General features: G+C 44.2%; 31 protein-coding genes and 2 riboswitches. Of the genes, 8 read left to right on the top strand and 23 right to left on the bottom strand.

Features of this window, described 5'->3' with window-relative positions:
* Window positions 1-31: 31 nt before the first annotated feature.
* From ABXS78_RS01065 to ABXS78_RS01020, 10 genes are all read right to left on the bottom strand, one after another.
* Window positions 32-1,501, bottom strand: a complete 1,470-nt coding sequence (locus tag ABXS78_RS01065) for a nicotinate phosphoribosyltransferase (RefSeq protein WP_366248544.1) — start codon at window positions 1,499-1,501, stop codon at window positions 32-34.
* 163 nt (window positions 1,502-1,664) lie between these two features.
* Window positions 1,665-1,847, bottom strand: coding sequence for a YolD-like family protein (locus ABXS78_RS01060; RefSeq protein ID WP_366248543.1), 183 nt, complete (start codon window positions 1,845-1,847; stop codon window positions 1,665-1,667).
* A gap of 152 nt (window positions 1,848-1,999) precedes the next feature.
* Window positions 2,000-3,139, bottom strand: a complete 1,140-nt coding sequence (locus ABXS78_RS01055; protein ID WP_366248542.1) for a glycerate kinase — start codon at window positions 3,137-3,139, stop codon at window positions 2,000-2,002.
* Entirely contained in the window at window positions 3,136-3,441 is a 306-nt protein-coding gene (locus ABXS78_RS01050) for a DUF3219 family protein (RefSeq protein ID WP_366248541.1), read from the bottom strand. Before ABXS78_RS01050 ends, ABXS78_RS01055 begins: the two co-directional genes overlap by 4 nt.
* A gap of 66 nt (window positions 3,442-3,507) precedes the next feature.
* Entirely contained in the window at window positions 3,508-4,272 is a 765-nt protein-coding gene (locus tag ABXS78_RS01045; RefSeq protein ID WP_366248540.1) for a MerR family transcriptional regulator, read from the bottom strand.
* 86 nt (window positions 4,273-4,358) lie between these two features.
* Window positions 4,359-4,793 (bottom strand): NUDIX domain-containing protein, encoded by a 435-nt coding sequence (locus ABXS78_RS01040; protein ID WP_366248539.1) that lies wholly within the window; start codon window positions 4,791-4,793, stop codon window positions 4,359-4,361.
* A 15-nt stretch (window positions 4,794-4,808) separates the two neighbouring features.
* Entirely contained in the window at window positions 4,809-5,960 is a 1,152-nt protein-coding gene (locus ABXS78_RS01035; RefSeq protein ID WP_366248538.1) for a GNAT family N-acetyltransferase, read from the bottom strand.
* A gap of 291 nt (window positions 5,961-6,251) precedes the next feature.
* Window positions 6,252-6,650, bottom strand: coding sequence for a hypothetical protein (locus tag ABXS78_RS01030; RefSeq protein ID WP_366248537.1), 399 nt, complete (start codon window positions 6,648-6,650; stop codon window positions 6,252-6,254).
* 106 nt (window positions 6,651-6,756) lie between these two features.
* Entirely contained in the window at window positions 6,757-7,581 is an 825-nt protein-coding gene (locus tag ABXS78_RS01025) for an aldo/keto reductase (RefSeq protein ID WP_366248536.1), read from the bottom strand.
* 79 nt (window positions 7,582-7,660) lie between these two features.
* Entirely contained in the window at window positions 7,661-8,503 is an 843-nt protein-coding gene (locus ABXS78_RS01020) for an aldo/keto reductase (protein ID WP_366248535.1), read from the bottom strand.
* Window positions 8,504-8,681: 178 nt separating this feature from the next.
* On the opposite strand from ABXS78_RS01020, the gene ABXS78_RS01015 reads away from it, so the two are divergent.
* From ABXS78_RS01015 to ABXS78_RS00985, 7 genes are all read left to right on the top strand, one after another.
* Window positions 8,682-9,134, top strand: a complete 453-nt coding sequence (locus tag ABXS78_RS01015) for a LytTR family DNA-binding domain-containing protein (RefSeq protein WP_366248534.1) — start codon at window positions 8,682-8,684, stop codon at window positions 9,132-9,134.
* The gene (locus ABXS78_RS01010) at window positions 9,135-9,578 is read left to right on the top strand and encodes a DUF3021 family protein (protein ID WP_366248533.1); all 444 of its coding nucleotides are present in this window, start codon (window positions 9,135-9,137) and stop codon (window positions 9,576-9,578) included.
* Complete coding sequence (locus tag ABXS78_RS01005) at window positions 9,565-10,503, top strand: ABC transporter ATP-binding protein (protein WP_366248532.1); 939 nt, start codon at window positions 9,565-9,567, stop codon at window positions 10,501-10,503. Before ABXS78_RS01010 ends, ABXS78_RS01005 begins: the two co-directional genes overlap by 14 nt.
* Window positions 10,469-11,341 (top strand): ABC transporter permease, encoded by an 873-nt coding sequence (locus ABXS78_RS01000; protein WP_366248531.1) that lies wholly within the window; start codon window positions 10,469-10,471, stop codon window positions 11,339-11,341. Before ABXS78_RS01005 ends, ABXS78_RS01000 begins: the two co-directional genes overlap by 35 nt.
* Window positions 11,342-11,844: 503 nt before the next feature.
* Complete coding sequence (locus tag ABXS78_RS00995; RefSeq protein ID WP_366248530.1) at window positions 11,845-12,273, top strand: universal stress protein; 429 nt, start codon at window positions 11,845-11,847, stop codon at window positions 12,271-12,273.
* A 68-nt stretch (window positions 12,274-12,341) separates the two neighbouring features.
* Entirely contained in the window at window positions 12,342-12,794 is a 453-nt protein-coding gene (locus tag ABXS78_RS00990) for a GNAT family N-acetyltransferase (protein WP_366248529.1), read from the top strand.
* 203 nt (window positions 12,795-12,997) lie between these two features.
* Window positions 12,998-14,596 carry a zinc-ribbon domain-containing protein gene (locus ABXS78_RS00985; protein WP_366248528.1) on the top strand — a complete coding sequence of 533 codons (1,599 nt, stop codon included), beginning with the start codon at window positions 12,998-13,000 and terminating at the stop codon, window positions 14,594-14,596.
* Window positions 14,597-14,632: 36 nt separating this feature from the next.
* Here the strand turns inward: ABXS78_RS00985 and ABXS78_RS00980 are convergent, their stop codons facing one another.
* The 13 genes from ABXS78_RS00980 to ABXS78_RS00920 all read right to left on the bottom strand — a co-directional run bounded on the left by ABXS78_RS00980 (window position 14,633) and on the right by ABXS78_RS00920 (window position 25,252).
* Entirely contained in the window at window positions 14,633-15,457 is an 825-nt protein-coding gene (locus ABXS78_RS00980) for a zinc ribbon domain-containing protein (RefSeq protein WP_095224505.1), read from the bottom strand.
* 165 nt (window positions 15,458-15,622) lie between these two features.
* Complete coding sequence (locus ABXS78_RS00975; RefSeq protein WP_366248527.1) at window positions 15,623-16,750, bottom strand: homoserine dehydrogenase; 1,128 nt, start codon at window positions 16,748-16,750, stop codon at window positions 15,623-15,625.
* Window positions 16,751-16,835: 85 nt separating this feature from the next.
* A riboswitch (SAM riboswitch) is annotated at window positions 16,836-16,932 on the bottom strand.
* Window positions 16,933-17,005: 73 nt separating this feature from the next.
* Entirely contained in the window at window positions 17,006-18,016 is a 1,011-nt protein-coding gene (locus ABXS78_RS00970) for a ThiF family adenylyltransferase (RefSeq protein ID WP_366248526.1), read from the bottom strand.
* Entirely contained in the window at window positions 18,016-18,780 is a 765-nt protein-coding gene (locus ABXS78_RS00965; protein WP_366248525.1) for a thiazole synthase, read from the bottom strand. The genes ABXS78_RS00970 and ABXS78_RS00965 overlap by 1 nt, the downstream gene beginning before the upstream one ends.
* 3 nt (window positions 18,781-18,783) lie before the next feature.
* Complete coding sequence (gene thiS, locus ABXS78_RS00960) at window positions 18,784-18,987, bottom strand: sulfur carrier protein ThiS (RefSeq protein ID WP_366248524.1); 204 nt, start codon at window positions 18,985-18,987, stop codon at window positions 18,784-18,786.
* Window positions 18,984-20,102: a glycine oxidase ThiO gene (thiO, locus tag ABXS78_RS00955; RefSeq protein WP_366248523.1), complete on the bottom strand. Its 1,119-nt coding sequence runs from the start codon at window positions 20,100-20,102 to the stop codon at window positions 18,984-18,986. Before thiO ends, thiS begins: the two co-directional genes overlap by 4 nt.
* A complete protein-coding gene (locus ABXS78_RS00950; RefSeq protein ID WP_366248522.1) occupies window positions 20,086-20,703 on the bottom strand; it encodes a thiamine phosphate synthase in 618 nt (205 codons plus the stop codon). Before ABXS78_RS00950 ends, thiO begins: the two co-directional genes overlap by 17 nt.
* A gap of 100 nt (window positions 20,704-20,803) precedes the next feature.
* Window positions 20,804-20,915: riboswitch (TPP riboswitch) on the bottom strand.
* A 112-nt stretch (window positions 20,916-21,027) separates the two neighbouring features.
* Entirely contained in the window at window positions 21,028-21,810 is a 783-nt protein-coding gene (locus ABXS78_RS00945; protein WP_366248521.1) for an SDR family oxidoreductase, read from the bottom strand.
* A gap of 25 nt (window positions 21,811-21,835) precedes the next feature.
* Window positions 21,836-22,588, bottom strand: a complete 753-nt coding sequence (locus ABXS78_RS00940) for an SDR family oxidoreductase (RefSeq protein WP_366248520.1) — start codon at window positions 22,586-22,588, stop codon at window positions 21,836-21,838.
* A 146-nt stretch (window positions 22,589-22,734) separates the two neighbouring features.
* Window positions 22,735-23,277, bottom strand: coding sequence for a DinB family protein (locus ABXS78_RS00935; RefSeq protein ID WP_366248519.1), 543 nt, complete (start codon window positions 23,275-23,277; stop codon window positions 22,735-22,737).
* On the bottom strand, window positions 23,274-23,765 hold the full coding sequence (locus tag ABXS78_RS00930) for an NUDIX hydrolase (protein WP_366248518.1): 492 nt from the start codon (window positions 23,763-23,765) through the stop codon (window positions 23,274-23,276). The genes ABXS78_RS00935 and ABXS78_RS00930 overlap by 4 nt, the downstream gene beginning before the upstream one ends.
* Entirely contained in the window at window positions 23,762-24,781 is a 1,020-nt protein-coding gene (locus ABXS78_RS00925; protein WP_366248517.1) for a serine hydrolase domain-containing protein, read from the bottom strand. The genes ABXS78_RS00930 and ABXS78_RS00925 overlap by 4 nt, the downstream gene beginning before the upstream one ends.
* A gap of 3 nt (window positions 24,782-24,784) precedes the next feature.
* Window positions 24,785-25,252 carry a hypothetical protein gene (locus ABXS78_RS00920; RefSeq protein ID WP_366248516.1) on the bottom strand — a complete coding sequence of 156 codons (468 nt, stop codon included), beginning with the start codon at window positions 25,250-25,252 and terminating at the stop codon, window positions 24,785-24,787.
* Window positions 25,253-25,323: 71 nt separating this feature from the next.
* Between ABXS78_RS00920 and ABXS78_RS00915 the strand changes: the two genes are divergently transcribed.
* Window positions 25,324-26,088 carry a metallophosphoesterase family protein gene (locus ABXS78_RS00915; protein ID WP_366248515.1) on the top strand — a complete coding sequence of 255 codons (765 nt, stop codon included), beginning with the start codon at window positions 25,324-25,326 and terminating at the stop codon, window positions 26,086-26,088.
* Window positions 26,089-26,114 lie beyond the last annotated feature (26 nt).

The raw sequence follows: 26,114 nt of genomic DNA, 5'->3' as shown, positions 1-26,114 counted from the left end.
GTTATTCCCAATAAGATGAATTGTAACCCTATTAAGTTGTTGTGTGCAAAGATTTTACATGCTCTTTCACTTTTTGGATATTCGCCATCTTATTATCCCAGCACTTCTGACTGAGATCGACAGGATATTCCTCCGGCGCTTTTGGACGTTTATATTCATCCCATAGCAGAGAAAGATTGTCTTTCGCATAAGCCTTGATATCCTCAATAGCAGGCAGCTCGTAGACAAGATTGCCGTCTTTGAATATCGTCTGATGCAGATTAACTGCATCGTAATTTGTCACGAACTTGCTCACATACGTATGGACTGGGTGGAACATCTTCAGATGATCCTCTTCCTGTGGATTTTCATCCTCCATCGCGATGTAATCGCCTTCGGATTTTTTACTAATTCGATTGACGATTCGGTATACCTTCTTCAAGCCTGGCGTCGATACCTTCTCCGGATTGGCACTGATCTTGATAGTATCCTGCATCGCGCCTTCATCCTCGATGCTCACCATCTTGTACACCGCACCTAAAGCCGGCTGATCATAAGCAGTAATCAGCTTTGTCCCTATACCCCAGATGTCGATCTTCGCTCCTTGGGATTTCAAGCTCTGAATCGTTTCTTCGTCCAAATCATTCGATGCGGAAATCTTCGTCTCCGTAAATCCAGCCTCGTCCAATGCTTTCCGAGCCTTCTTGGATAAGTAAGCCAAGTCTCCGCTATCAAGTCTGATTGCAGTGAACTTGATTTTATCACCCTGTTCCTTCGCAACCCGGATAGCGTTCGGTACACCAGAACGAAGCGTATCATATGTGTCGACAAGGAATGTACAATTCGTATGCCGCTCCGCATACTTAGTGAATGCAGTGTATTCGTCGCGATAAGCTTGAATCATCGAGTGTGCCAATGTCCCTGCTACCGGAATGCCGAATTTCTTGCCTGCACGGACATTCGAAGTTGCCTCAAACCCGCCAATATAAGCTGCTCTCGTACCCCAGACTGCTGCATCCAGCTCATGCGCACGACGGCTGCCCATCTCCAGTGCAATCTCATCGCCAAGCAGGAGCTTGATTCTGGATGCCTTTGTCGCAATCAGCGTCTGGTAATTGACGATATTCAAAATTGCCGTCTCTACCAGCTGCGCCTCAGCCAGCGGTGCTTCGATCCGCATAAGCGGCTCATTGCTGAAGACAAGCTCTCCTTCAACAACGGAGTAAACAGTCCCTGTAAAACGCAAATCCTTCAGATAAGCAAGGAAGTCTTCCCCATAACCAAGCTCATCCTTTAAGTACGCCAGATCACTCTCTGTGAAACGAAATTGCTGTAAATATTCTATAACACGCTCCAATCCTGCAAATATGGCAAAGCCATTACCGAACGGCAGCTTGCGGAACGAAACCTCGAACACTGCCTTTCTTTCGTGGACCCCATCACTCCAATACGTCTCCGCCATATTGATTTGATAAAGATCTGTATGTAAAGTCAGTCCATCATCTGGATATTGCGAACCCATGCTTGAAACCTCCACTAATCAGCCCGTTCTTCTGACAGCTGTTTTCCCGTATCCGTTTACATAAGGAAACGGGTATCTTATTTGTTCCATCTATTGTACCGCAAAAATGGTAAAAAACATAAAAAAACGCCGAAAAACATCAAGAGATGCTTTCGGCTGTTTGTTAATGTATTTGCTGAATACCCGCGATATGGATTATCATTCGTTTCTTTTCATCATTTTCCAGGCAAAGCGTTTGGTCCAAGAGATTCAGATTATGATATCTTCCGGTAAAGGTATGCAGCATGCCGTTCTCATAATAAGAGATCGTCATATCACCCGTTTCCTTAAGCGCTTTCAAGATCATTCTCAGCCTCTCCTTTCTGTATACCCTCCACTTTATACTGTTAGTATACGCTATAAAGTAACCGCTTACACATAACAGTGTGACCAATTTGTGAAGTTTTATACATAAAGAAAGGTATCTTTCATATCTAGTTTTCCAAGGAAAGATTTCTTTTAGAATGACCGGGAAATTTGCATCGTTTTACAGATATTGTAGACAGTCTGTTCAATATTTGTTTCCCCATTGGAAAGTGCATCTGACAAGTTCATTACACCTGGCATGATACTGAACACAGCATCTATACCATGTGCATAGACTGCGTCGCTTCCTTCCCCTACATTTCCGGCGATGGCGATGACTGGCACTCCGAATTGTTTCGCTGATTTGGCTACCCCGATCGGTGTCTTTCCGTAAATCGTCTGGCCATCGATTTTCCCTTCGCCTGTAATAACCAAATCTGCACCCTTGATATGATCTGCCAGCCCTGCTGCTTCCTTCACAATGGTGATGCCACTTTTCAGTTCTGCTGGCATAAAAGCCACTAATCCGGCTCCTAATCCACCTGCAGCTCCTGCACCTGGCAGCTGGTCAATCTGCTTACCGACAGTCTGTTCCACTTTTGCAGCGTAATGTGTGAGTATGTCATCCAGTTGAATGACCATTTCGTCGTTTGCACCTTTTTGTGGTCCGAACACAAAGGATGCGCCATTTTCACCCGTCAGCGGGTTTTCCACATCGCAGGCTACTTCCACTTGAACATGCTGCCAGCGTGGATCTAGTCCTTCTGCTTTCACTTCGGAGAGCTCTTTCAACGCAAGTGCACCATCTTCCAGCTGCTTCCCCTCTGCATCCAGGAATTTCACTCCCAGAGCAGCAGCCATCCCTGCGCCGCCATCATTCGTTGCACTGCCGCCAAGACCGATAATCAAATGCTCTGCTCCTGCATCTAATGCTTTCATCATCAATTCGCCTGTTCCGCGCGTTGTAGCACGGAGCGGATCCCGCTTGTCACGCGGGACAAGATGGAGACCCGATGCCTCAGCCATTTCGATAACAGCCGTTTTTCCACCACCAAGCATACCAAATACCGCACTTACCTTATTTCCAAGCGGTCCTGTTACTTCACAGGTATGCAGCCTCCCGCCCGTCGCATCCACTAATGATTGCACAGTCCCTTCACCGCCATCAGCCATCGGAACCTTTACGACTTCTGCATCCGGAATTGCCCGGCGGATTCCCCGCTCGCAAGCAGACGCCGCTTCCAATGCTGTCATGCTCTCCTTAAAGGAGTCAGGAGCTACGACAATCTTCATAGCGCAGCTCCTGCCTTCTCCTCCAGCACGAGGGAATATTCGCCTACCTGTTCTTTCTCATACAGATTCGTGATACTTGTGCTGTACTGTTTGATTGCTGCTTCGAAAGCAATGTTTTCTTCCGGAACCTCCACTTGGAAATCATCTTTATACAGCATAACAGCCACATCATGGTAAGCTTCACTTGTCACTGGGAACTTGAAGCTGATTTCGTTCAATTCCTTCCCGTTTTTCGTGACATATTTATGTTCATAATCATAAGCAGCCAGTTCCATACCGTTCACTACAACTTTTCTGTTCATGTCATCTCTCCTTTTCCAATTAGTGTATCACCTCTTCGCTTTGGAATACAAAAGCTGCGCATGACGTCAAAGCTTTGTATAATAACGGATGCTATCCCGAAGAAATTGAGCTGCTCCTTCTCGAATTTTATTTTCATAATAAGCTGCGAATCGTTCATCTTCGACATACATCTCCGCTAAACCTGCATGTGCTTCTTTAGAGTAGGCAGACCAAGTGAATGACAGCCATTCCCGATGCAGTTCAGCTGCGTGCAATGCTTCTGGTGCAGTTGGATCTCCTGCCTGCATTGCAGTCTTCAGCTTTTCGAATAAACGCTGCTCGACTTCGTTCATTTTCTTGTACTGTTCCTCCGTCAAACCACGGAATTTTTGATTGGAAGCTTCCACTGCTTCTTTGCCATATGCTTCTCTGATTTCTTCTCCATAATTGGCTTCATTTTCAGCAATTTTCTGTTCCTTGAAGCCTGTGAATTTTTCGTGATCGGTCATTTCTACCTTCCTTTCTATCGCTTGAATACTTTTTTCAACGTTTCCAAGAAGCATACGGATATGCTCCTGCTTTTCCAGTAAACTGTCGCGGTGCTCTTCTAAAGCTTTCTTCCTATCGAAATCCGGAGAATAAATAATGGATTTGATTGTATCCAGATCCACATCCAACTCCCTAAAAAAAAGAATTTGCTGCAGCAGATCCACCTCTTTTTCCGTATAGATCCGATATCCGCTCACATTGATTTCAGCCGGATGCAGCAAACCGATTTGATCGTAATAGCGCAATGTACGCTTGCTCACCCCAGCAAGCTCTGCCAGCTTTTGAACAGTGTATGTCATCATGCTTCCCTCCTTATGCTTATAACGATAAACGCTGACGCAGCGTCAACCGCAAGTATTTTTTAAAGAAAAAAGACAAACCGATAAAATCAGTTTGTCTCCAATGTGCTCCGCCACACAGACTTAGGAAGCTGGCCTTCTCGCAAGGCATTGATAAGTGGATAAGGCTGCAGATCCAGCTCTTCGAATTCTTCTGGAGTTGCCCAGAAGAATTGAAGATGCGGTTCCTGGCTCTCAATCTGCTCCTTATCAATCACTGCTTCAAATACATGTGTCAATTCGAAATGTACTGTATCTTCATACTGCCAGCTGTGCTCGAAGTCTCCGAGAAAGCTACTAATCTTTCCCTTTACGCCAAGCTCCTCCTGCAGTTCACGCAACAAGGCAGCTTCAGCACCTTCTCCAATTTCCACATGACCGCCTGGCAGGAAGCTGTTTTGCCATCCTTCCGCCTTAGCCAGCAGGATGCTGTCTCCTTTACGGATCACAGCACGGGCAAGCCGGTGGAACTCTTTCTTTTTCATATAATGGTAATCTCCTTAGAAGAAATCATAGATGTATGGTTCACGCCTTGGGATACTTTGCTCGAATTTCCGAATCATTTCCTCTGGTCCGTCTATCAACCCTGCCTGCCAAAGGACAAACGGTCGCTTGTAACCAAACGCAATGGCAGCAAGCATGTTGATAGATAGCTTAATGCCTTTCGTCTCTGATGAGATTTCTGTGTTTTCGTCTTTAAAAGTAAACGTATCATTATTTTCCCGAATGATTGTATCCTCTACGTGCAGCACAACACCCGCAGGACTTCCTTGCCAATCATATTTCTCAAAGAAGGCAGGCACATCTAAAATACGCGCCATAAAGTACGGATAATGCTTCACCTCAAGCTGCGGATCCGGCAGCATAAAGATAAGCGGATCATGCGGTGGCAGGTCCAACTTTACTTCCTCAAACATGGAATCATGCTGCGCAAGGAAATTCCACAACCCGATACGAGAATCAGCCGTAAGGGCAACGAATTCCGACACATCCAGCTTGTCACGTGAAGCGATCTCATAAATGATATACCCTTGCGCTTTACCTTCAGCGTCACGATAAAGGGCAATAAAATCATGGTCGCGGTATACCCGATGCTTCCACCAAAAATCTTCTCGTGCAAGCATGCCGCTGTATGTAGAGGAGTAAGCATTGTAGATATCTTCAATTTCCTGTGTATGTTCCTCTTTCTTTATACGCTCAATTGTGCCGTCCACCGGTGTCAGGCGCATGAGATCTTTCTTCTTCAATGTATAAATCGTTCGGTCCGCAAATAACTCGTACCCAAACCTGCGATAGAAATCGACGTAGAATGGATGCAGCATCGAAACAGGCATCCCTTGCTCGCGCATATGATAAAGCGTATCAGTTAATAGTCGCTTTATATATCCATTCCGGCGATATTCCGGATAAGTAGCCACCCCGGCAATCCCACCCATCAGCATTGTCTGCTCACCAAGTTTGATCGAAAGCGGCAGCAGCTGCAGCTTGGCAGCCAGCTTCCCATTTTCCTTGATACCAAAAAGCTGCTGGTGCTGATCCATCTGCTCCAGTCTTGCGTCTCGCTTATCTTCCGGTATGCGGTACCGGAAAGCATACTCTGACATCTGCATTGCCGCTTCCAAATCCTGCTTCTGTAACCGTTCTGTCTGCATCCTGATCCCTCCTCTAATTTTCCCTTTTACTATAGCATAGACATGCACAGACCTTACCATCAACCCGTACTCTTTTTAGATGAATGATATTTATTTTTTTATTCGAGGTAAGAAGAAAAATCGAAAGCAGCATCACACTCGCTCCTGCGATTTTTTGCCAAGTTACCTCAACCGGAAAGAACGGAAAAGAGATTACAGCGAGCAGAATCGGATTGTATTAGCAATTGAAAATCTAAAATATTTCAATGCTTCATATAAAAACTGTGTTCTGTCGAAACCCGTTAGCAAGAGTTACTGCGAACCATTTTCCGTAAACTGTAAACGACATCCGCCCTTTGTATGTTTGCCTTCGATCCTGACGGAGTAACGCCTGTAATGTGTCTGAGCTGTAAAAGATCCTTGTGTGTTTTCAGTAAATGCTTCTTTCCAGAGCAACTGTTTACGATCATGCCATTCCAATATCAGTTCTCCTTCCTGGACTTCCACATCATAAGAGAGTGTTATCAGCTTGCCTTGGTTGAATTTAAAATAATAGTAATCGAAACCGTTGAATTTCTTATAAGTAAGATTTAACTCGTGCTTCGTTTGCTTATACTTATATCCATTCTTACTAACTATCCTAATCACCCTGAATTTAACCAGCACCGCGAAAATCAAAATGATTATGATAAAACCGATGATGTCTGACAATACATAATCCAGTCCTTCCTACACTCATATTTCTACATCCATACAATCACTTCCCCCTATAACTGTCAACGCAAAAAAAGAGCGCCATTTCGGCGCTCTTTCTCACTTATCGTTTATTCATATCATTTGGATGTGCACCTTTACGGCGGCCTGAATCCAATTTATTGATTGCATCCATATCCTCTGCAGAAAGCTCGAAGTCGAATACTTGGAAGTTCTCTTCGATACGGGATGGCGTTACAGATTTCGGAATGACGATTGTGTCATTCTGAAGGTGCCAGCGAAGCACAACTTGTGCAGCTGTTTTACCAAGCTTTTCAGCAATTGCTGTCACAACTTCATCCTTAAGAACATCGCCGCCCTGATCAAGCGGGCTCCATGCTTCTACAAAGATATCATGCTTTTTACAGAAGTCTTTTAGTTCGTTTTGCGCCAAGTACGGGTGGCACTCCACTTGGTTCAAGACTGGCACGATCTCTGTTTCTTTCAATAGACGCTCCAAATGCTCGATTTCGAAGTTACATACGCCGATTGCTTTCACGCGACCGTCTTTGTAAAGTTTTTCTAATGCTTTGAATGTATCCACGTACTCATCGTACTGCGGTGTCGGCCAGTGGATAAGATAAAGATCCACGTATTCAAGACCAAGACGTTCAAGACTCGCTTCAAAAGCTGCAATTGTGTTGTCGAAACCTTGATCGGAGTTCCAGACTTTTGTTGTAATGAACAAATCTTCTCTGTTCACGTTTGCTTCTTTGATTGCTTTGCCGACGCCGGCTTCATTTTTATAAATCATTGCTGTGTCGATGCTTTTATAACCAACTTCAAGTGCTTTCGCTACTGCTGCAGTTGCTTCTTCATCTCCAACCTGCCAAACTCCAAAGCCAAGCTGTGGCATTTTCACGCCATTGTTCAGTGTTACATAGTTCATTTAAAAGCACTCCTTTAGCAGTTTTTCTCGTTTAGTATAGCGTTGCCTGAATAAACTGTCATGTAAAATGCCTATGCATTCACACGACCTCCAACGGTACTTTCGACGTCGGTGGCGGGAATTCCTTGTCTAATTTTGCAAGATCTTCTTTATTTAATACAAGATTTGCAGCTTCCGCATTTTCTACCGCATGAGGAGCCTGTCCCGCTTTTGGAATACTGAGCACATGTCCTGACTGAATCGTCCACGCTAAAGCAATCTGGGAAACGGACACATCATATGTTTTTGCCAGTTCACGAACTTCAGCATTGTGCAGAATCTCCTTACGATCACCTTGCGCTAACGGACAATACGCCATAATTGGAATACCTTTTTCCTTCTGCCATGGAATCAGATCATATTCAATTCCTCGCGCAGTAAGATTATAGAGCACTTGATTGACTGCACAATTCTGTCCGTCTTCTACATTCCACAGCTCTTCCATATCATCTGTATCGAAATTCGATACACCCCAGCGCTTAATCTTTCCTTCTTCCTTCAACTGTTCAAAAGCCGCCACTGTTTCTGCCAGTGGCACTCTTCCTCGCCAATGAAGCAGATACAAATCCAGATAGTCAGTTCCTAGCCGCTCCAAGGAACGGTCGCAGGCTGCTAGCACATCATCGTACGATGCATTGGATGGCAGCACCTTCGAAACAAGGAATACATTCCCCCGGCGGTTAGCTATCGCCTCCCGTACCAGGCGTTCCGAGCGGCCGTCTCCATACATTTCTGCTGTATCAATCACCTGGAGTTCCTGATCAATGCCTGTGCGCAAAGCCTGAATTTCATTATGACGCCTTGAGTCTTCATCCCCCATATTCCAAGTTCCTTGTCCGATCGCAGTGAGTTCCGTTCCATCCGGCAGGGTAACAGTTTTCATTGTATTCTCCTCCTTCATCATTTACTTTTTCCCGGTCAGCGATCTTTATCAAACGTTTGATCAATACATAGATGGCAGCTTAACTGCTCTTATTGGCAGGATACACCATCTGGTATTGTTTTTCCTCTGCTGACCGTTACACTGGAAATACGAATAAATAAAAGACAGGAGGCGCTCAATGAAAATCACAATTCAAGAGGACGATAATTGCCTCGAAACCGAAGTGCAAATCACTTGCCGTCAAACAGACTCTCGCATTTTGGAGCTCGCCAAAATCTTATCGGCCTCCAGCAAGGAAAGATTGTCTGGAGAGAGGAATGGAGAAGTGCATCTTCTGCAGCCTGACTCTATCTACTATATCGAGTCAGTAGATAATTCTGTATTTCTTTATGATAAGAACGCTGTATATCAATCCTCATTAAAGCTGTACCAAATTGAGGAGTCGCATTTCAGTCCCGATCTTATACGTATATCCAAATCTGTTATCGTCAATCTCTCCAAGGTGGAAAAACTAAAGCCCGCACTGGGCCGTAAACTTACAGCCACCCTCACGAACGGAGAAAAAGTAATGATTTCCAGGCAATACGTACCGCAGCTCAAACATAAACTCGGAATTGGCAAGGAGGAATGAATGATGAAGACTTTTGTAAGTTTCATCCAATCATGGGGCATCATGTTTATGTTCTCTATTTTGGCAACAAGCATATACATTTATCTCTTTATCGGAAATAGCACAATGGATATTGCCCTTGTACCTCAAAACCTGCTTATTACCTTTGTCCTTACGTGGATACAGATTTTGATTCTGGGTCGAGCAAATGAGTCTAACATCTTTACACGCTCACTTCTGTTCCTCTTTGTTGTGTTGGGTACTTTCACAGGTTCCGCTGCCCTCTTCGGCTGGTTTGATACAAGTAACTGGAAGCTGCTCGCGTTATTATTTGCTCTTGTTATCTTCATTTATATTGTCCTGTGGATCATCTACCGCCTTATTCATAGTGTTGAAGCAAAGCAATTGAATGAAGAACTGGCTAATTATAAAAGGAAGAAGGCTGGAGCGAATGAAAATAATTAGAATTAAAAATCTAACGAAAAGCTATGGCAAGTTTAAAGCGGTGGATGACATATCCTTTGATGTGGAGAAAGGGCATCTTTTCGCATTTCTAGGCGTAAATGGCGCGGGAAAATCGACGACCATCCATATGATCGCCACCCGCCTCCAGCAGTCAAAGGGATCTATCTTCGTCGATGGCTTCCAAGCAGGCAAGAATGATGCAGAAATTCGCAAGCGGATCGGCTTGGTTTTTCAAGATAACGTACTGGATGATGTTTTGACCGTAAAGGAGAATCTCGACATGTGGGGGAGGTTCTATGGGTTGTCAAAAAACGAGACTCAGAAGAGTATCTCCTGGGTAACCGAAACCCTGCAGCTGGAACCGATCCTTATAAAGCAATTCCGGCAGCTGTCAGGCGGACAGAAACGGCGTGCAGAAATCGCCCGGGCTCTCCTTCACCGGCCAGCAATTCTATTTTTAGATGAACCGACAACGGGTCTGGATCCACAAACAAGAGTCGATGTATGGAAGACCATTGCAAGTCTGCAGCAGCAACTCCAGATGACTGTTTTTCTGACAACGCATTACATGGAAGAAGCAGCAGAAGCCGATCAAATTGTTGTCATTGATAAAGGCAGAATCAAAGCACAAGGAACACCCGCAGAGTTAAAACGGCTTTACGCTTCAGATACATTGCGCTTACAAGTGAACGATAACGAATTAACAGTAAGGTATTTAGGTGAACATCGTTACAGCTATAGCCTAAAGAACGATTTTTTCCAGATTTTAGTTTCAAATAGCTTGCAAGCATACCATATCCTCCGAGATTTAGAAGGTATTGTCACAGATTTTGAATTAATCAAAGGCAGTCTGGACGATGTATTCATTAACTTAGTAAAGGAGAATATACATGCACACAATCTGGCAGCTGACAAAGCGCTCTAACCGACTATATTTTCGTGACAAAACTGCTGTCTTCATGTCTTTACTCACGACTGGTATCATCATCGTTCTTTATCTGCTTTTTCTCGCTGATGTGACAACTGATAGTGCCCAGCAAGCAGCGCAGGGAGCCGCCGGCATGAAAGAGCTCATGCAAAGCTGGCTTCTAGCCGGGATCATCGTTGTTATTTCACTGACAGTCACGCTTTCCGTATTGGGCACAATGATCGAGGATGCTGCGAGCAATCAGCTGCACGCACTGCTGATTACACCTATCACCCGGACCCAATTGGTTATCGGATATTTATTATCCGCTTGGCTTATAGCTGTTCTATTTTCTGTAGGCGCATTATTGCTGGCCCAAAGCTACTTTTGGCTGACTGACAAACCTACCGTCAGTTGGAACAGCTTGCTATTGGCAATCGTTTTAATCATGCTAATCACTTTTTCTTCAGCCGCCTTCCTATTTGCCATTACAGTTTTAATCCGATCCCGGAAATCATTCTCTTCCATGGGTACTCTGGTTGGCACCCTATCCGGATTCCTGCTTGGAATCTATATTCCTATCGGACAGCTGCCAGTATTCGTACAGGAAATAACCAAGTTCTTTCCCCCGACTTATGGGGTTGCAGCACTGCGTGACGTTCTGATGCAGCCTGCTATGGAAACTACCTTTGCCGGTGCTCCCGCCCCCATTTTGGATGAATTCAAAGAAACGTTCGGTCTGCAGATCACTTTATTCGATGCCGCAGCTCAAACGCCCGTCATTATTAGTATTCTTCTTTTGACAGGGGTTATATTTTTAAGCATCGGTGTCTGGATGCGATCTGTGCGGCTGTAACATTTGCATCAGCCATTCACTTTGGAAGGGCATACACTCAAAAAGGCAGTACACATGCGAAAAAATGTGTACTGCCTTTTTACTATATATGCTTATAAAGCGCCCATTCCACTGTCTACCCGATATTGTAAAGTTGAATTAATTGTACAAACGTTTGTATGCACTCTTTTTTCGACAACTTTTCTTCTAAAAATAAAATGAAAGTCGAAAAAAGTAACAACAATTATCGATTACACCCCTACACTATCAAAGGTTCTCTGTTCATCGCTTTGAGTACTAATATGGGAATACAGCAAAACAAGTAACACTCACTTTCACCAACACGCATGTATAGGATGACTCCGCAGTGGCAGCCATTGACAAAATCGTGCTAAAATTCAGGGAGAAGGACTCCTACGTTACTTAGAGGGGTTGAACAAGGATAGCCAAGCACTCATGCACAAATTGACAACTAGCGATTCAGCACATGTGAACGTATCAAACCATTAAAAGGCGGTGCATCCATGTATAAGAAGATCGTAGTGGCAATTGACGGATCCGACCACTCCTTCCTTGCAGCAGAGCATGCCATACAGTTGGCAAAGCTACAGCCGGGAACCCACGTAGAAGGAATTCAAGTACTTGATTATGAAAAGACAAAAGCAGATGTTCTGCACAGCACGGATCCAATTCAACTGCAAAGCAAACGTGACGAAAAGCTCCAGCGTTTCCGCGATGCGTTCGAAGCAGCATCCATCCATTACAAACTGATCATGAAACACGGCGAACCTGTACCCATGATCTTAGAGCATGCACGTGATACCCGAGCTGATCTCATTATCATGGGCAGCCGCGGACTGAATCCCCTCCAGGAAATCGTCCTCGGAAGTGTCAGCAGCCGTGTAGCGAAACGCGCGAAATGTTCTGTCATGATTGTCAAATACCTGCCGTAATAAAAGGCTGCTGAATGATTTCGGCAGCCTTTTTAATAACTACTATAGTACCTAAGAGGAGTGATGTAATGAAGATACGAAAGCTCCACCCAACTGAAACCCCGCCCATGGACCTTTTGCTCGAAGCAGACCCTTCTAAAACAAAGATAGAGGCATACCTTCGTTCTGGAAGCAGTTTTATTGCAGAAATAGGCAATCAAATCTCCGGCATCTATGTTCTATTGCAGACTAGATCAGACACCGCGGAAGTAGTTAATATTTCAGTAAGAGAAGCCGATCAAGGTAAGGGGGTCGGTAAAAAACTCATCCACCACGCCATTGGGCAAGCCCGCATACAAGGCTATACTAAATTGGAAGTAGGGACAGGCAATTCAAGTATAGATCAAATCGCCTTCTACCAAAAATGCGGTTTCCGAATGAAAACAATAGAGCATGATTTCTTTCTTCGCCACTATGAAGAACCTATTTTTGAAAACGGTATTCAGTGCCGAGATATGGTCCGTTTTGACTATAACCTGTAAACGGCTTTAATTCTTGTTTAATTTATATTATCAATTTCTACAGTCACCAAGGCCCTTTTGACTGGATTTATTTAATAAAACTTCCATTTTTCCAATTTAATTCCCTTAACCATCTAGATATTTAGTAGGATAAGATTATAATAATAATGCTGTCTTTATTATTTTTATACTATTATCCTGATGAGACAGGGAAAGGAGAACTTATGAAGTTCTGTAAAGAATGCGGTAAAGAACTGAAGCCTGGCGCCCAGTTCTGTAATAACTGCGGCACAAGCGCAAGCGGAACACCCACTCCCCAGCGCCAGCAGCAAACCGCACCCAAGAAGAAAATGAGTAAGAAGAACAAGATCATCCTAGCGAGTGTCATCGCAGTACTGATTATCTTGTTTGTCGGCTACAAGACTGGTGAAGCAATGACCAGTAAAGATAAGGTGATCGACGAGTTTGAAACGGCTTTAGCAGAGAAAGATGCAAAGAAACTCGCGAAGGTCCTTACTACAGATGATAAAGAGCTCAAGATTGATGAGGATTCCGTACAGGGACTCATAGCTTACTACAATGAAAATCCGGAAGAATTGGACATTTTAGTAGCGGATATGAGAAGCCAAACAGAGGAAACAGTTGCGTATGCCACTGGTCCTATCCACCTTTCTAAGGATGGGAAAAAACTTCTTCTGTATGATAATTACGAAATTAACGTTCAGCCATATTACATAACCCTAGCTACTGCTTATAAAGATACGGTGCTTAAAGTAGATGGGAAAGAAGTTGGACAAGCAGACGCAGATGACTTCGAAAAGACATATGGCCCATTTGTACCAGGTACTCACGAAGTATCAGCTGAACTGACACACGATATGATAGAAATGGCTGCAACAGAAAGTATGGACCTCTACAGCGAGGATACGAATCCATACAGTGACCTGCAAGTGGAAGGTTCTATAACAGAAGATACGAGAAAACAAATCATGGATCAGATCAATGCAGTAGGTGATCAGCTGGCAAATGCCAAAGCTGCAAAAGACACAAGTCTGCTAAAAGATGCCGGAAAACCATTTAAGCAGATGGTCCAAGACGAAATCGACAGTTTGGATTCTTGGGATTATTCCTACGAGGGTTCCTACCTATCATCGGAATTCGACCTGGATACATTTAATGTAACCAAATTGGACACCGGCTGGGCGGTAACAGCTGATGTCAGCCAAATGTTCAATGAAGCTGAGATTTATGATGGAGCATCAACTGAGCTAGAAGAGCAGTCCCATGAACTCAATTACGTCATGATCTATGATGAAAAAGCAAAGAAATGGCAAGCATATGACGCAGATTATAACTATTTCAGCTCCATCGGTGAAAACACCGAGATAGTGGAGAACAAGAAGCCTACGTTATATGAAGCGGATGGATCCAGTAAATCCGATGAAACAAAAACGGCTGACAGCAGTGCTGAAGGAGATATTCCTGACACAGCAGTCACATTGATGGACAACTACCTGTATGGCTTAATAGACGCAATTAATTATGATAGCTTCAGCAGCGTTTCTCCATATATGGCAGAAGGATCAGCGTTATACGAATCCCAACAGACACTTGTTGATAATTTGACATCCAAAAGCATCACAGAATCCCTGGATGATTACGAGATTACAAGCTATGAAGAAGACGGTGATTCGGCAACTATCACAACAAAAGAAACAATTACAATCTCATACAGCGATGGAACCTCCGAACAACAGGATTATGATTGGACATACACAGCAGAGAAATCGGGAGACGATTGGAAGCTGACGAATATTGAGTAAAACAAAAGAGACAGGATTTCCTGTCTCTTTTCCTAATTAAAAGATTGAAAATTGATTCATGAGTTCTTCCATTTGTTCTATTAGTTCTTCCAAATACATTCTTTGAGCGATATACAAAACAATCATTGTACAGATAGTAACAAATAAAGAGCTGTATACAATATCCAAGCCACTTCTGCTATCACGATATAAGCTTACCAGCACAAGCACAGGCACAATGAAAAACGTGCCAACGAAACCAATAGTAGTAAACCACAAGAAAAGATTAATATTTACTAGTGCAAGCAGGAAACCTAATGCTACTAATCCTAGGAAAGGAATTAAATAGCTCCCGTACCTAACTATTATAGATTTGAAGCTTGTTTCAATCTTTGAGAGTTTGCTCGCAGCAAATACCAAAACTGCCACCACGAAAACAAAAAATGCAAAGAAAATGAACGGCTTGATGGCAAACTCGACAAATGATAACTCAATGTCTAGTTCATCCGCACTTAGCATGTCTCCAAAAAGAGGTACAGTGCTTATTTCCTTTAATAAATTCTTCATCCCGATATAAACTGTCAATCCTAAAAACACAGCGAAGAGAATCATCGTGATGATGCTATTCGTCAGATTGCTAACACCGTAGCGCTTACCTGAGCTAAATGGGTGTTTAATCACATCAGCAAAATAATGGAAAAATGATAATGATGCCTGTTTTGTGACCTCAAGGTACTCATTCGCCTTGGCACTTTCACCCGATGAAACTGCTTCTTGCTGTGTGTGACCTGCTGCAGTTTGCCCTTGTAAAGCTGCACCGCAATTCTCGCAAAACTTACTCCCCTCCGTATTGTTGTGTCCACATGACGGACAAGCTACCATAAAATCTACCCCTTACCTAAAATATTGCACATTTCTCTATGTACTTCCTCATTATACAAAAAATAGGTCAAAAGAGGCAGTGCTTATTAGAATAAGCATGTAAAAAGGCATACATAAGTCATCATATGTACACCTTCTTTTTGTCCATCTTATCGTCTTCCTACATTAAGCCTCTGCCTTAGCCTGTGCTCTTGCAGCAAGTCGATAATAGCGACCATCAGATGCAACGTTTTCTCCGTGAAGAAGAACTGTCTCACCAGACGGCAAGTGAACATAAGGAACTGCCTCCCGTTTCTCCGTGAATTTGATTTCGCGTTTTACACTGATTTCTTTCCGCTGATGGACGAGGTTCGCCAAGTCCTCGACGATGGCACTGGCCGTCGGCAGGGCGCCGGCACCTGGCCCTTGAAGCTTCAGCTTGCCAACCAGATCACCTTCCACACATACAGCATTATCTACTCCATCTACACTGTACAACGGGTGTGCAGCTGTTAGGATGACTGGTTCTACAGATGCCGTCACTTCTCCGCCCGCGTTTTCAAGCGTGGCAACATGTTTAATTTTCCACCCTTGTTCTGCGGCTGCACGGATATCCTGTGAGGAAACCGAACGGATTCCCCTGCGCGTGACCTTCTCCCAAAACGGCTGAGCTTCAAATAACAAATCACTCAACACCATTAGTTTATAAAACGCATCCCAGCCATCAACATCATTGGCGGGATCTGCTTCTGCAAAACCAGCTTCCTGCGCGAGACGCAGCGCCTCTCCAAATGGAAGGCCCTTATCGGACATTTCCGTCAGAATGAAATTGGATGTGCCATTTAAAATCGCCTCTACTTTGACGACATGGTTAATATGCAGAAGCTGCTTCAACGTCCCAATCACCGGTACACCGCCCGCGACTGCTGCTTCATATTCCAACCGAACACCTTTATCCTTTGCCAATTGCTTCAGCTCCGCGCCCCGGGAAGCAATCAATTCTTTATTCGCTGTGATTATATGACAGCCGTGCTGGATTGCTTCCGTTAGATAACTGAAAGCAGGCTCAATTCCGACACTCGCTTCGATGATCACATCAAGATCAGATATGGAGAACAACTCATCTGCATCATCTGTCAGCAATGCGTCCGTCACTTGCTGCGCATACTTCTTCTTTTCCCGCACCAAGACACCTGCCACATGTACCTCCTTCCCGAAAATCGTCTGCAGGTTCTCCTGATGGGAGCGGATCGTCCTCCCTACAGCGCTTCCTACTGTGCCGTATCCTATCAATCCAATCTTCACTGCTGTCATCTGTTTTGCCTCCTCGAATGATTTTCTGCATAAAAAAAAAGCCTCCCTGAGAGGACAGGGAGACGAATGTACCGTACTGTGTCTTCTCTCATCTACAGGAATTAGCACCTATACAAGTCAAAGTTACACTTGCAGGTTGCCGGGCATCATCGGGCCAGTCCCTCCGCCGCTCTTGATAAGAGTTTTATATATTCATTTGTTATGAAGGAGTTTAGCATGAATAAGATACAGAGTCAACTGAAAATTCTAACAACATTATCCGACAAGACTGTCATAAAGGGAACGCGCCCGGCTTATGTCAGCCACACCATGAATGATTGCTCTGCCATCAGCAAATAGCACAAATCTATGACCCTTGTATTGAAAAGCCAGCAAGTATTCATTAACAGTGATCTGGTCGACTGCACAAACCCACTCTTCAGATAAAGCTCGCAGGTTCAATGATTTTTTGGCGCTAGGCCTTATATGGACTGCCTCTCTTCCGCAAAGGACATCCAGTCTCGTCTGGGAGGAGCCATTCAAAAAAGGCAATACTGCATGTGTGCCGCAGCTGGGACAACTTGAATTGCGAAGGTTTTTCACGTCCACTCTCGTATAATCCCCTGTCCAAATATCAAATGCACATAGTTCTGCCTTTACTTCCTGACCGCATAAGATTCGTAATGCTTGTGTCACTTGCATCGCCGCCACCCATTGGACAATCGGGCTGATGATTCCTGCCGTATCACATGTTTCGCTTTGCTGCGGAAGCTGTTCCAAGAGACAGTGAAGACATGGAGTATCTTTATCGGCGAGCACTGGGTAGGTTATCCCGTAGCTGCCCACACATGCACCATATAAGTACGGAATACCGTGCTTCAATGCTGCATCATTGACGATTAAACGTGTCTCGAAATTATCGGTAGCATCCACAATTACATCAGCATCTTCAATCAAGCGCTCGATATTATGGTAATCAACATTTTCAATCACGGTATGCAGCGTCACTTGTTGATTGATTGCCTGTAGTCGCTCCTTTGCTGCAGAAGCTTTCGGCAAATAGGCAGCAGCATCTTGCTCTGTATACAGCTGCTGGCGCTGGAGATTATGGAATTCAACATAATCCCGATCAATAAGCATCAGTTCTCCAATACCAGCACGTACAAGCATCTCTGCAGAAGCAGAGCCTAATGCTCCCATCCCAATTAAGACAATTTTACCGTTTTCCACCTGTGCCTGCCCATCCTTGCCGATGAACAGCTCCTGTTTCCGATAACGATCCTTCATCAGGTAAACAAACCTTCATTCGGGCTGCTAGCTACTGCGTAATTTTTTTCAGGAATTCTTCCTGCTTCAAAACCTAAACGACCTGCTTCAATAGCCAGCTTCATCGCATATGCCATTCGAACAGGGTCTGCAGCTCCGGACACAGCTGTATTCAACAAGACACCATCAGCCCCGAGCTCCATTGCATACGCAGCATCTTTAGGAGAACCAATACCAGCATCAACAATGACCGGTACACTGCTCTGTTCAATGATCATACGCAGGTTGAAAGGATTGATGATACCTTTTCCCGAACCAATTGGCGATGCACCTGGCATAATCGCATGTACTCCCAGATCCACGAGCCGCTTGGCCAATACAACATCATCCGACGTGTAAGGCAGGACAATGAAGCCCTCCTCCAACAGCATTTCAGATGCCCGCAGTGTCTCAACTGGATCAGGAAGCAATGTCCGGTCACAGCCAATCACTTCCACCTTCACCATATCGCATAAACCCGAAGCTTTAGCCAGTTTGGCAATACGAACAGCCTCTTCTGCTGTCTTTGCCCCTGCTGTATTCGGAAGTAAAGAGTACTTTTCCAGATCCAGCTGTTCCAGGAAATTTGGCTGAGATGGCTCAAAGATATCCATCCGCCTCACAGCAAATGTCAGTATCTCTGCCTTCGAAATATCGACCGCCTCTACCTGTACCTCAAATGACGGGTATTTGCCTGTTCCCAATAATAAGCGGGAAGCAAATGTCTTATCTGCAATCTGTAACATTCTTCATCCTCCTCCTACAAAATGAATCAGCTCGACTTTATCGCCATTTCTAATCGGCTGATCTGCATATGAAGCTTTATTAATGATCTCTTTGTTCAGTTCGACAATCACAATCCTTTTCTCCAGGGAAAGTGATGCTAACAGCTGAGCTATAGTCTTGATATCAGCAGATAATTCCTGCTGCCTGCCATTCAGCTGAATATTCACATCAATACCTCCTCGCCAGTGTTCAATCTATCGACACGAAATGCTTCCTTCCATTCTTCCAGAACTTCATTGCTGCTTATCAAATCACAAATCATCTTGCCCGTAGCTGGGGCAAGCAGAATGCCATTGCGCTGATGGCCAGCAGCGATATACAAGCCATTCATTTCTGGATGCTCACCAATCAGCGGCTTGCCATCGTATGTCTGAGGTCTGAGACCTGCCCAGCTTCTGAGGAACGGCATTTTATCAACCTCTGGCAGCATCCTTCTCACTTTCTCCATGATAGTCTGTAATCCTCCAAGCGTGGGCTCAGTGCTCCAATCATTCTTGACCTTTGTTGCACCTATGATCAGCTCATTGTTGTTACGCGGAACAATATAATGCTGATCATGGAATAAACTGCATGTAAGAGGAGTTTGCGTATTCGTAACAGCAATGCACTCACCCTTCACTGGAAAAATCGGCGTCCCCAACCCTGAACGCTGGAGCAGAGCATTACTCCAAACTCCGCTGGCAATCACCACACGATCCGCTTGCCATTCTCCCTTGGAAGTCCGTAACCGATAATGAGCGGATTCCTTCACAATCTCATCGACCCGGGTATAAGCGTTAATCCGGGCACCTAGCATACGGGCAGCTGTATGGAATCCTTTGCAGGCAATTGAAGGTGTGACATGCACATCTTCTGCCATATGAAGAGCGCCTGAAACCGCTTCTGACAGACCAGGTACTTTCTTTAACACAGTTGCACGATCCAGCCATGTTACTCCTTCCAACGAAGAGAACGGAGAGTTCAATGTTTCTTCTTCTGTAAAAACAAGCTGTAATAAACCACCTGGGCGACGTTCCATGTCTATCCCTGTCAGAGAGCGAATATCCTCTTCTGCCTGTTCATAGAGCCTTTGACTAGTACGGGCAAAGGGATAAAGGGAAGCACCGAATTCCTTATATTCTGAATGGGCACCTAGCATACCAGCTGCTGCTTGCGTCGAGCCTGATCCGACTTGGCCTGCTTCCAGCAAATCGACTTGATGGCCTGCTTTCGCTAAATAATAAGCGATTGCACTGCCGATGATACCTCCTCCAACAATTGCTACTTCAGTGGATCTCTTCAAGACGCAGACACTCCTCCCTTAATTTCTTCACGGCATCAAGCGGGTTTGCAGCAGAAAAGATACTACTCATAACAGCAACCCCATCTAATTCAAACGCTTTCAAAAAAGCCAATCGCTCCACATCAATTCCTCCTATTGCGTATAACGGAATGTGGGTATTCTGACGGATATACCCTAAATTGGCTAATGGCTGCGGTGATTTCCCCTTCTTACTAGCTGTCGGAAAACAATGCCCATACAGCGCGTATGCCACCCCGACAGACTCCGCCTGTATTGCTTCTTCAAACGAATGGACAGGCGCACCAATCCGCAAATCAGGATACAGCTTTTTCAATTCTTCCGGTGGAAGACCATGACCTGGTATATGCACTTGCTTCAAGCCAAGCAGCAAAGCTATATCCACTCGGTCATTAAGCCAAAGCTTGTGTGCTGGCAGCCCTTCGGCCAAAAGCTCCTTACAAAGCTGATACACTGTACCAGCAGGCTTACGTTTCTCCCTGATCTGCACATGGTCGACATAAGGGTGTATCTCCATCAAGATACGTCTTAAATCTGCTGCCTCATATGCATCATCAGTTACTGCCATCAATTTGATTGCCATCACCTCCTGAATACGAACAGGCCGGACATGCAAAAAACACCACTCCCCAAAGGAAAGTGGTGTGAAACTTGCGAATGAATACATACAAAAGAGCATGTAAACCCGAGTGTCTACACTTTCCTACGCAGGTCCGAACCTGTTCAGGTTTTGAGGGTTTAAAGAGTCACTACTCTTCATCTCAGCCCTTATGAAGGGATCCCCTAGTGTGAAAACTTATTATGAATTTACCCACATCGTAACATAAATAGCATTTTATGCAAGATTCTGATTACAAAAAAGAAAAGACCATCTGGTTTTATCCAGATGGTCTTTTCTGCGCCTGACTCAGTACTTATAAGATTGTCCGCCATCAATTGGTACAACAGTAGCATTGATGAAGTTTGCTTGATCGGAAAGAAGGAATGCAACAAGATAACCGACTTCTTCCGGCTTACCAAAGCGTTTCATTGGGTTAACGCTGACAAATTCCTTGCCCGCTTCTTCCCAGTTATCTCCGCCAAGCTGACGAAGGGATCCTTCAACCATTGGAGTCATGATGGCACCTGGAGCAATGGCTTTGATGCTCACACCGAATTGTCCGTATTCGATACCGGAGTTTTTCGTAAGACCTACTACACCATGCTTACTTGCTGCATAACCGGACTGGTTGCCGATTCCGCGGATACCACCTACAGATGCTGTATTTACTACAGAACCATAGCCCTGCTCCTTCATTACTTTCAATACGTGGCGCATGCCGTAGAATACGCCATTCAAGTTGATGTTCACAACGCGTTCGAATTCGTCTACAGGATACTCTTCTGTCAGATTTTGCGTTCCTTCCACACCAGCGTTGTTAAAGAAACTATCGATCTTACCAAATTGATCAATTGTTTGTTTTACATACGCCTCAACTTCCGGCTCATTTGCACAGTTTGCCACAATCGTAAGAACATCTGCTTCAGGGGCTACAGCCAATATTTCCTGCTTCGTTTCTTCCATACCTTTTTCACTCAAATCAACAAGAGAAAGCTTTGCACCTTCTTTTGCTACTTGCAAAGCTGCTGCGCGTCCTAATCCAGAACCCCCACCTGTAATCAATACTACTTTATCGTCAAAACGTTTCATCGAAATCTCTCCTTTTCTGATTCTGTTAAATTGCAGTAAATCCGCCATCGATCGGTACAACTACACCATTAATATAAGGTGCTTTACCAGTCAATAGGAATGTGACAAGCTCTGCTACTTCCTCCGGCTGGCCAAGGCGCTTCTGCGGAATCGGTTCTGTCGCATTTTTGAATGCATCAGGATTCTTTTCCTTGTATTCTCGAACCATTGGCGTTTCTGTCGTACCTGGAGCAATTGCATTTACTACAATGCCTTGCTCGGCATACTCAGCAGCCAACGTTTTCGTAATCCCAACCATTGCATGCTTCGTAGCTGAATATGTACCAACTGTGGCTTGTCCTACAACACCTGCTGTGGATGACGTGTTGACAATTCGCCCGCCGCCATTAGCAAGCATTACTTCCAATACATATTTCAACCCGTAAAGGGCGCCGTTTAGATTAATTCCTAATACCATATCGATTTGCTCAATCGTATTATCCACGAATTTTACGCCAGGACCAGAAATACCTGCATTATTATAGAACATATCGATAGTACCAAATGCCTCGACCGTTTTATCTACATAATGTTTCACTTCTTCTGCCTTGCTTACATCCGATTTGATGAAAATAGCTTTTGACCCTTTCTCTTCTATTAAGCGAACCGTCTCTTTACCGGCTGCCTCAGAAACGTCAACGACACTGATTGCGATACCTTCTTCTGCCAGTCGCAATGCTGCTGCTTGTCCAAGACCACTGCCGCCTCCTGTGATGACTGCTACTTTCTGCTCATTCATAAGCAAAGCTCCCTTCAATATGTATAAATAGGTTAATTTACCTACTTCATATGTAAGAGCTTACACCTTTGAAGAAGATACAGCAAGCTATTTGCAACTGTGCTAAAACTTTTATTGAACATATACAATTAGTATGTTCACTAAATCTAAAGGTAATATTTCTGACAGAGGCGAAAATGGTGCTGCTCATGAATCCCTATCAACTGCACACTTTGGATTAAGTTGGGGTAATGCGCGAGTGGGTCAGGATAGCGGATATGTCCGGCAATAGCATTATCTATTTCAGAGACCATGATTTTGAGCAGAATTGTTTCCTTATGAAGATCATGCTTTAGCTGATCAAATTTCACCTTGCTCTCTATCCCTTTTGGCGGCAGCAGAATGGAAGGTGCTTTCATCGGTTTACCGTGTTTTTCCCGGTATGCTCTATAGATATCTTCTATCTTCGTTTGGTAGCTAGCTCGCTTCTTAAATACAGAGAATGGTTTACTAACAGGGATATAAACTTTATTTAGCTGCCTGAATCGTTTTAGCAGCAAATAAAGATGGTAATATGTTTCTCCGATAGACCATTTGTCTGGTTGAGGCCTCATCCATTCTCTATTGCTGTATTTACGGATATTTTCCTCAAACCTTCTCCTTTGCAGATATATAGTCTCAAAATGTTCCTGCATATAGCTGCTTTTCATTTTGCTTCCACAGATATCTTTTCTTTATGAATCAGATGCACTGGTGCAGATGGCAAGTTGACTAGCTTCTCACCTAGGAAATCAGGTTTAATCGAAAGCTCCCCGATTTTTTCTAAGGGAATCCATTCATAATGGAACTCTCCTCCTTCTGGTGATATGACTTCTCCTATTCCGCACAGCCTGTTTTCAACACCCTGTATTAGATAAATAAAACTATATTCATGATAGGGCTGACCTTTGTAGGTGAAGAAATTCTCCACTGAACATAACAGCCGCTCTGCCCTTACAGGAATGCCGAGTTCCTCTTCGAATTCCCTTTTTACAGCCTGTCCTGAATCTTCTCCTAACTGAATACGTCCGCCAATTAGTGTCCAAAACGGATCTTTCTTGTTCTTGTGCAGCAGCACATGATTATCTTTTACAATAATGCCTGCTGTCCGGCAATTCAGCATCTGTTCACCTAAATCGATGGTCAAGTCCTGTGTCATTTGCTTCTTTCCTCCGATTCTTCGATTGCTTGAACTATGTAATACGGGCCAGTTCCATGGTTTGAAGGTACCACTATCTTTCTTCCCGTCTCTGGATAATAAGCAGAATGGAAACTCACGCCCGGATCAAAGCCGACAACATAATACTTTTTGATTTTTCCCTCCTCTTTTTTTATCCATATCCCATATCCGTATGATGTCTCCTCATCGACTTGGACATACGGCTTCAGCAGCGCCTCGGTAAGTTCTGCGTTCAGCAGTTTATACTGAGTCAGTGCATCCCAAAAACGCGCCATATCAGTAACACTCACATACACCCCGCCATCTGCACCGCCCCTTACTGGTAACGCATAAATATTGGAACGATACTCATCATCTTCCTTGATATAACCAATTGCTGTATTCCCTGGCAGTTTATCAAATGTAAAATATCCAGCCTCTGTCATTCCAGCGGCTTCAAAGATATGCTTTTGGACAAAAACCGTAAATGGTTCTTTAGCAAGTTCTTCTATCACTAATCCCAACACGATGAAAGCAGCGTTGTTATAATGGAACCGTTCACCAGGCAAAAACATCATCTTCTTATCTTGGAACAATGGCAGAAAATCCGCACCCGATCTTACTCGATACATCGGCAACGTTTGCCACAGCTCCTCAAAGTCATCCATTTCTTCTTCATCAAAATAATCCGGTATACCAGACGTATGCGTCAGCAGCTGGTGAATTGTTACGTCCTTATGAAAATGCGGAAATGCTACCGGGAGACAATCTATTAACTTGGTCTGGAAATCCAGTCGTCCTTGGTCCACTAGCTTGGCAATCGCCACAGCTGTGAAGATCTTTGCTCCAGAAGCTATTCCAAACCTTGTTTGCTTATCAAATGCTAGCTTATCTTGCTTATTGGCATAGCCATTTTGGAAGAAAAAGCTTTCTTGATTTTCTTCTACAACATATGCCACACCTGAGAAATCCACTTCCTCTGCTACCTTTTCCAATTTACTCTCTAATCCGCTCATACTTCAAACACCTCTCTCTTTAGAATCTTCAAAAAACTTACAGCAGTCTACTAGTAAAAGGATCAGCCATCGACCGACCGGTGCCGCCAACGGCAGCAGCAGAAACCCGTAGATGAAACCCCACACAATAATATCGCCGACCGCTAAGTTTTCCAGTTTATTTCCCCACACGACCATATGAGTCGTCAGGGAACCAATCGTACCGGCATAGGCGACCACAATAAAAGCCATGATGCTGCTGATAGCCCATTTAACCCCTTCACTGACCCGTTCAATTCTTTTGAATTGTGCTCCAGCAATACTGAAAACCATCAGAAAGGGCACAACGACCTGAAGAAATACCCCGATATACATTATCGAGGGGGCGGCCATTAGAAGAGAGGTACTAACAACAATCACAAAAATAAAGGTACAAAGTACAGCAGCTGTGATACTGAATGCAGCTCCAACAATCATTCCTTTCACACTCATGCAATCAACCCCTATTCTCCACTCACAAACCATGTTACCATAATTGGAAATATATGAAGGATATAAAAAGTATGAATGGGGCTGATTGTATGCGCATTGCTGTCCTGACAGATATACACGGAAACCTTGCTGCACTGCAGGCTGTGCTAGGAGATATAGACAAGCGTGGAGATGTCGAGCACATATACTGCCTCGGTGATATGCTGGCGATCGGTTATGAAACTGATCGTGTACTGGAGCTTTTATTTGGCAGAGATGACATATCAATCATTACCGGAAATCATGATGAAGCTGTGCTGGCACTAAGCAGACAGGAGACTTACCCCGAAAGCCACAAGAACGAAAGAGCACATCACCAGTGGATTGCCGACCGAACTGATCCAGGTTACCTTGACATACTTCATAAGCAGCCACGCCAAATCAATCAGCATATCAAGGGGCATGCCGTTTTGTTCACGCACTACCATATCCACCCAGATAAAGTGAATGCCCACATAAGCGAGGATCCTTTCTCTCGTATTGTTGCACCTTCTCTTGAAAATCTAGAGATGCTGTTTCAGGAACAAAAGGATACAGAACTCATTTGTTTTGGTCATCATCACCCACTTCATCATTTTCGTAACGATCGAAAAATCTTTCTGAATCCAGGCTCTCTCGGCTGCCAGCCAAAACCGATCGCACCTTATGCAATTGCAGAGATAGAAGAAGATATTAGAACAACCGTAATAGAAGTACCTTATGACAACAGAGCTTATTTAAGAGGATATGAAAGATTAGAAGTGCCAGAATGGGCTATCATTCTGAAAATCTTTCATGGAGGACAGCTGCAGAAATAAAAAAAGCGGACAACTGATTGTCCGCT

This window comes from Terribacillus aidingensis (assembly GCF_040703035.1).
In the GTDB taxonomy this organism is placed as follows: Bacteria; Bacillota; Bacilli; order Bacillales; family Amphibacillaceae; genus Terribacillus.
Note: the sequence above shows the minus strand (reverse complement) of the source record. Positions and strands in the feature narration are given on the sequence as shown.

Bases quoted from the DNA above. Each gene is read 5' to 3' on its own strand.
- ABXS78_RS00985 (WP_366248528.1), top strand. From the start codon at position 12,998: ATGAAGTTCTGTAAAGAATGCGGTAAAGAACTGAAGCCTGGCGCCCAG.
- ABXS78_RS01065 (WP_366248544.1), bottom strand. From the start codon at position 1,501: ATGGGTTCGCAATATCCAGATGATGGACTGACTTTACATACAGATCTT.
- ABXS78_RS01060 (WP_366248543.1), bottom strand. From the start codon at position 1,847: ATGATCTTGAAAGCGCTTAAGGAAACGGGTGATATGACGATCTCTTAT.
- ABXS78_RS01035 (WP_366248538.1), bottom strand. From the start codon at position 5,960: ATGCAGACAGAACGGTTACAGAAGCAGGATTTGGAAGCGGCAATGCAG.
- ABXS78_RS01010 (WP_366248533.1), top strand. From the start codon at position 9,135: ATGATGAAGACTTTTGTAAGTTTCATCCAATCATGGGGCATCATGTTT.
- ABXS78_RS01055 (WP_366248542.1), bottom strand. From the start codon at position 3,139: ATGAAGATTGTCGTAGCTCCTGACTCCTTTAAGGAGAGCATGACAGCA.
- ABXS78_RS01015 (WP_366248534.1), top strand. From the start codon at position 8,682: ATGAAAATCACAATTCAAGAGGACGATAATTGCCTCGAAACCGAAGTG.
- ABXS78_RS01025 (WP_366248536.1), bottom strand. From the start codon at position 7,581: ATGAACTATGTAACACTGAACAATGGCGTGAAAATGCCACAGCTTGGC.
- ABXS78_RS00970 (WP_366248526.1), bottom strand. From the start codon at position 18,016: ATGAAGGATCGTTATCGGAAACAGGAGCTGTTCATCGGCAAGGATGGG.
- ABXS78_RS01020 (WP_366248535.1), bottom strand. From the start codon at position 8,503: ATGAAAACTGTTACCCTGCCGGATGGAACGGAACTCACTGCGATCGGA.
- ABXS78_RS00940 (WP_366248520.1), bottom strand. From the start codon at position 22,588: ATGAATGAGCAGAAAGTAGCAGTCATCACAGGAGGCGGCAGTGGTCTT.
- ABXS78_RS00925 (WP_366248517.1), bottom strand. From the start codon at position 24,781: ATGAGCGGATTAGAGAGTAAATTGGAAAAGGTAGCAGAGGAAGTGGAT.
- ABXS78_RS00930 (WP_366248518.1), bottom strand. From the start codon at position 23,765: ATGACACAGGACTTGACCATCGATTTAGGTGAACAGATGCTGAATTGC.
- ABXS78_RS01045 (WP_366248540.1), bottom strand. From the start codon at position 4,272: ATGATGACATACACTGTTCAAAAGCTGGCAGAGCTTGCTGGGGTGAGC.
- ABXS78_RS00980 (WP_095224505.1), bottom strand. From the start codon at position 15,457: ATGGTAGCTTGTCCGTCATGTGGACACAACAATACGGAGGGGAGTAAG.
- ABXS78_RS00995 (WP_366248530.1), top strand. From the start codon at position 11,845: ATGTATAAGAAGATCGTAGTGGCAATTGACGGATCCGACCACTCCTTC.
- ABXS78_RS00945 (WP_366248521.1), bottom strand. From the start codon at position 21,810: ATGAAACGTTTTGACGATAAAGTAGTATTGATTACAGGTGGGGGTTCT.
- ABXS78_RS00915 (WP_366248515.1), top strand. From the start codon at position 25,324: ATGAATGGGGCTGATTGTATGCGCATTGCTGTCCTGACAGATATACAC.
- ABXS78_RS01005 (WP_366248532.1), top strand. From the start codon at position 9,565: ATGAAAATAATTAGAATTAAAAATCTAACGAAAAGCTATGGCAAGTTT.
- ABXS78_RS01000 (WP_366248531.1), top strand. From the start codon at position 10,469: ATGCACACAATCTGGCAGCTGACAAAGCGCTCTAACCGACTATATTTT.
- ABXS78_RS00935 (WP_366248519.1), bottom strand. From the start codon at position 23,277: ATGAAAAGCAGCTATATGCAGGAACATTTTGAGACTATATATCTGCAA.
- ABXS78_RS01050 (WP_366248541.1), bottom strand. From the start codon at position 3,441: ATGAACAGAAAAGTTGTAGTGAACGGTATGGAACTGGCTGCTTATGAT.
- ABXS78_RS00965 (WP_366248525.1), bottom strand. From the start codon at position 18,780: ATGTTACAGATTGCAGATAAGACATTTGCTTCCCGCTTATTATTGGGA.
- ABXS78_RS00990 (WP_366248529.1), top strand. From the start codon at position 12,342: ATGAAGATACGAAAGCTCCACCCAACTGAAACCCCGCCCATGGACCTT.
- ABXS78_RS01040 (WP_366248539.1), bottom strand. From the start codon at position 4,793: ATGAAAAAGAAAGAGTTCCACCGGCTTGCCCGTGCTGTGATCCGTAAA.
- ABXS78_RS00975 (WP_366248527.1), bottom strand. From the start codon at position 16,750: ATGACAGCAGTGAAGATTGGATTGATAGGATACGGCACAGTAGGAAGC.
- ABXS78_RS00950 (WP_366248522.1), bottom strand. From the start codon at position 20,703: ATGGCAATCAAATTGATGGCAGTAACTGATGATGCATATGAGGCAGCA.
- ABXS78_RS00920 (WP_366248516.1), bottom strand. From the start codon at position 25,252: ATGAGTGTGAAAGGAATGATTGTTGGAGCTGCATTCAGTATCACAGCT.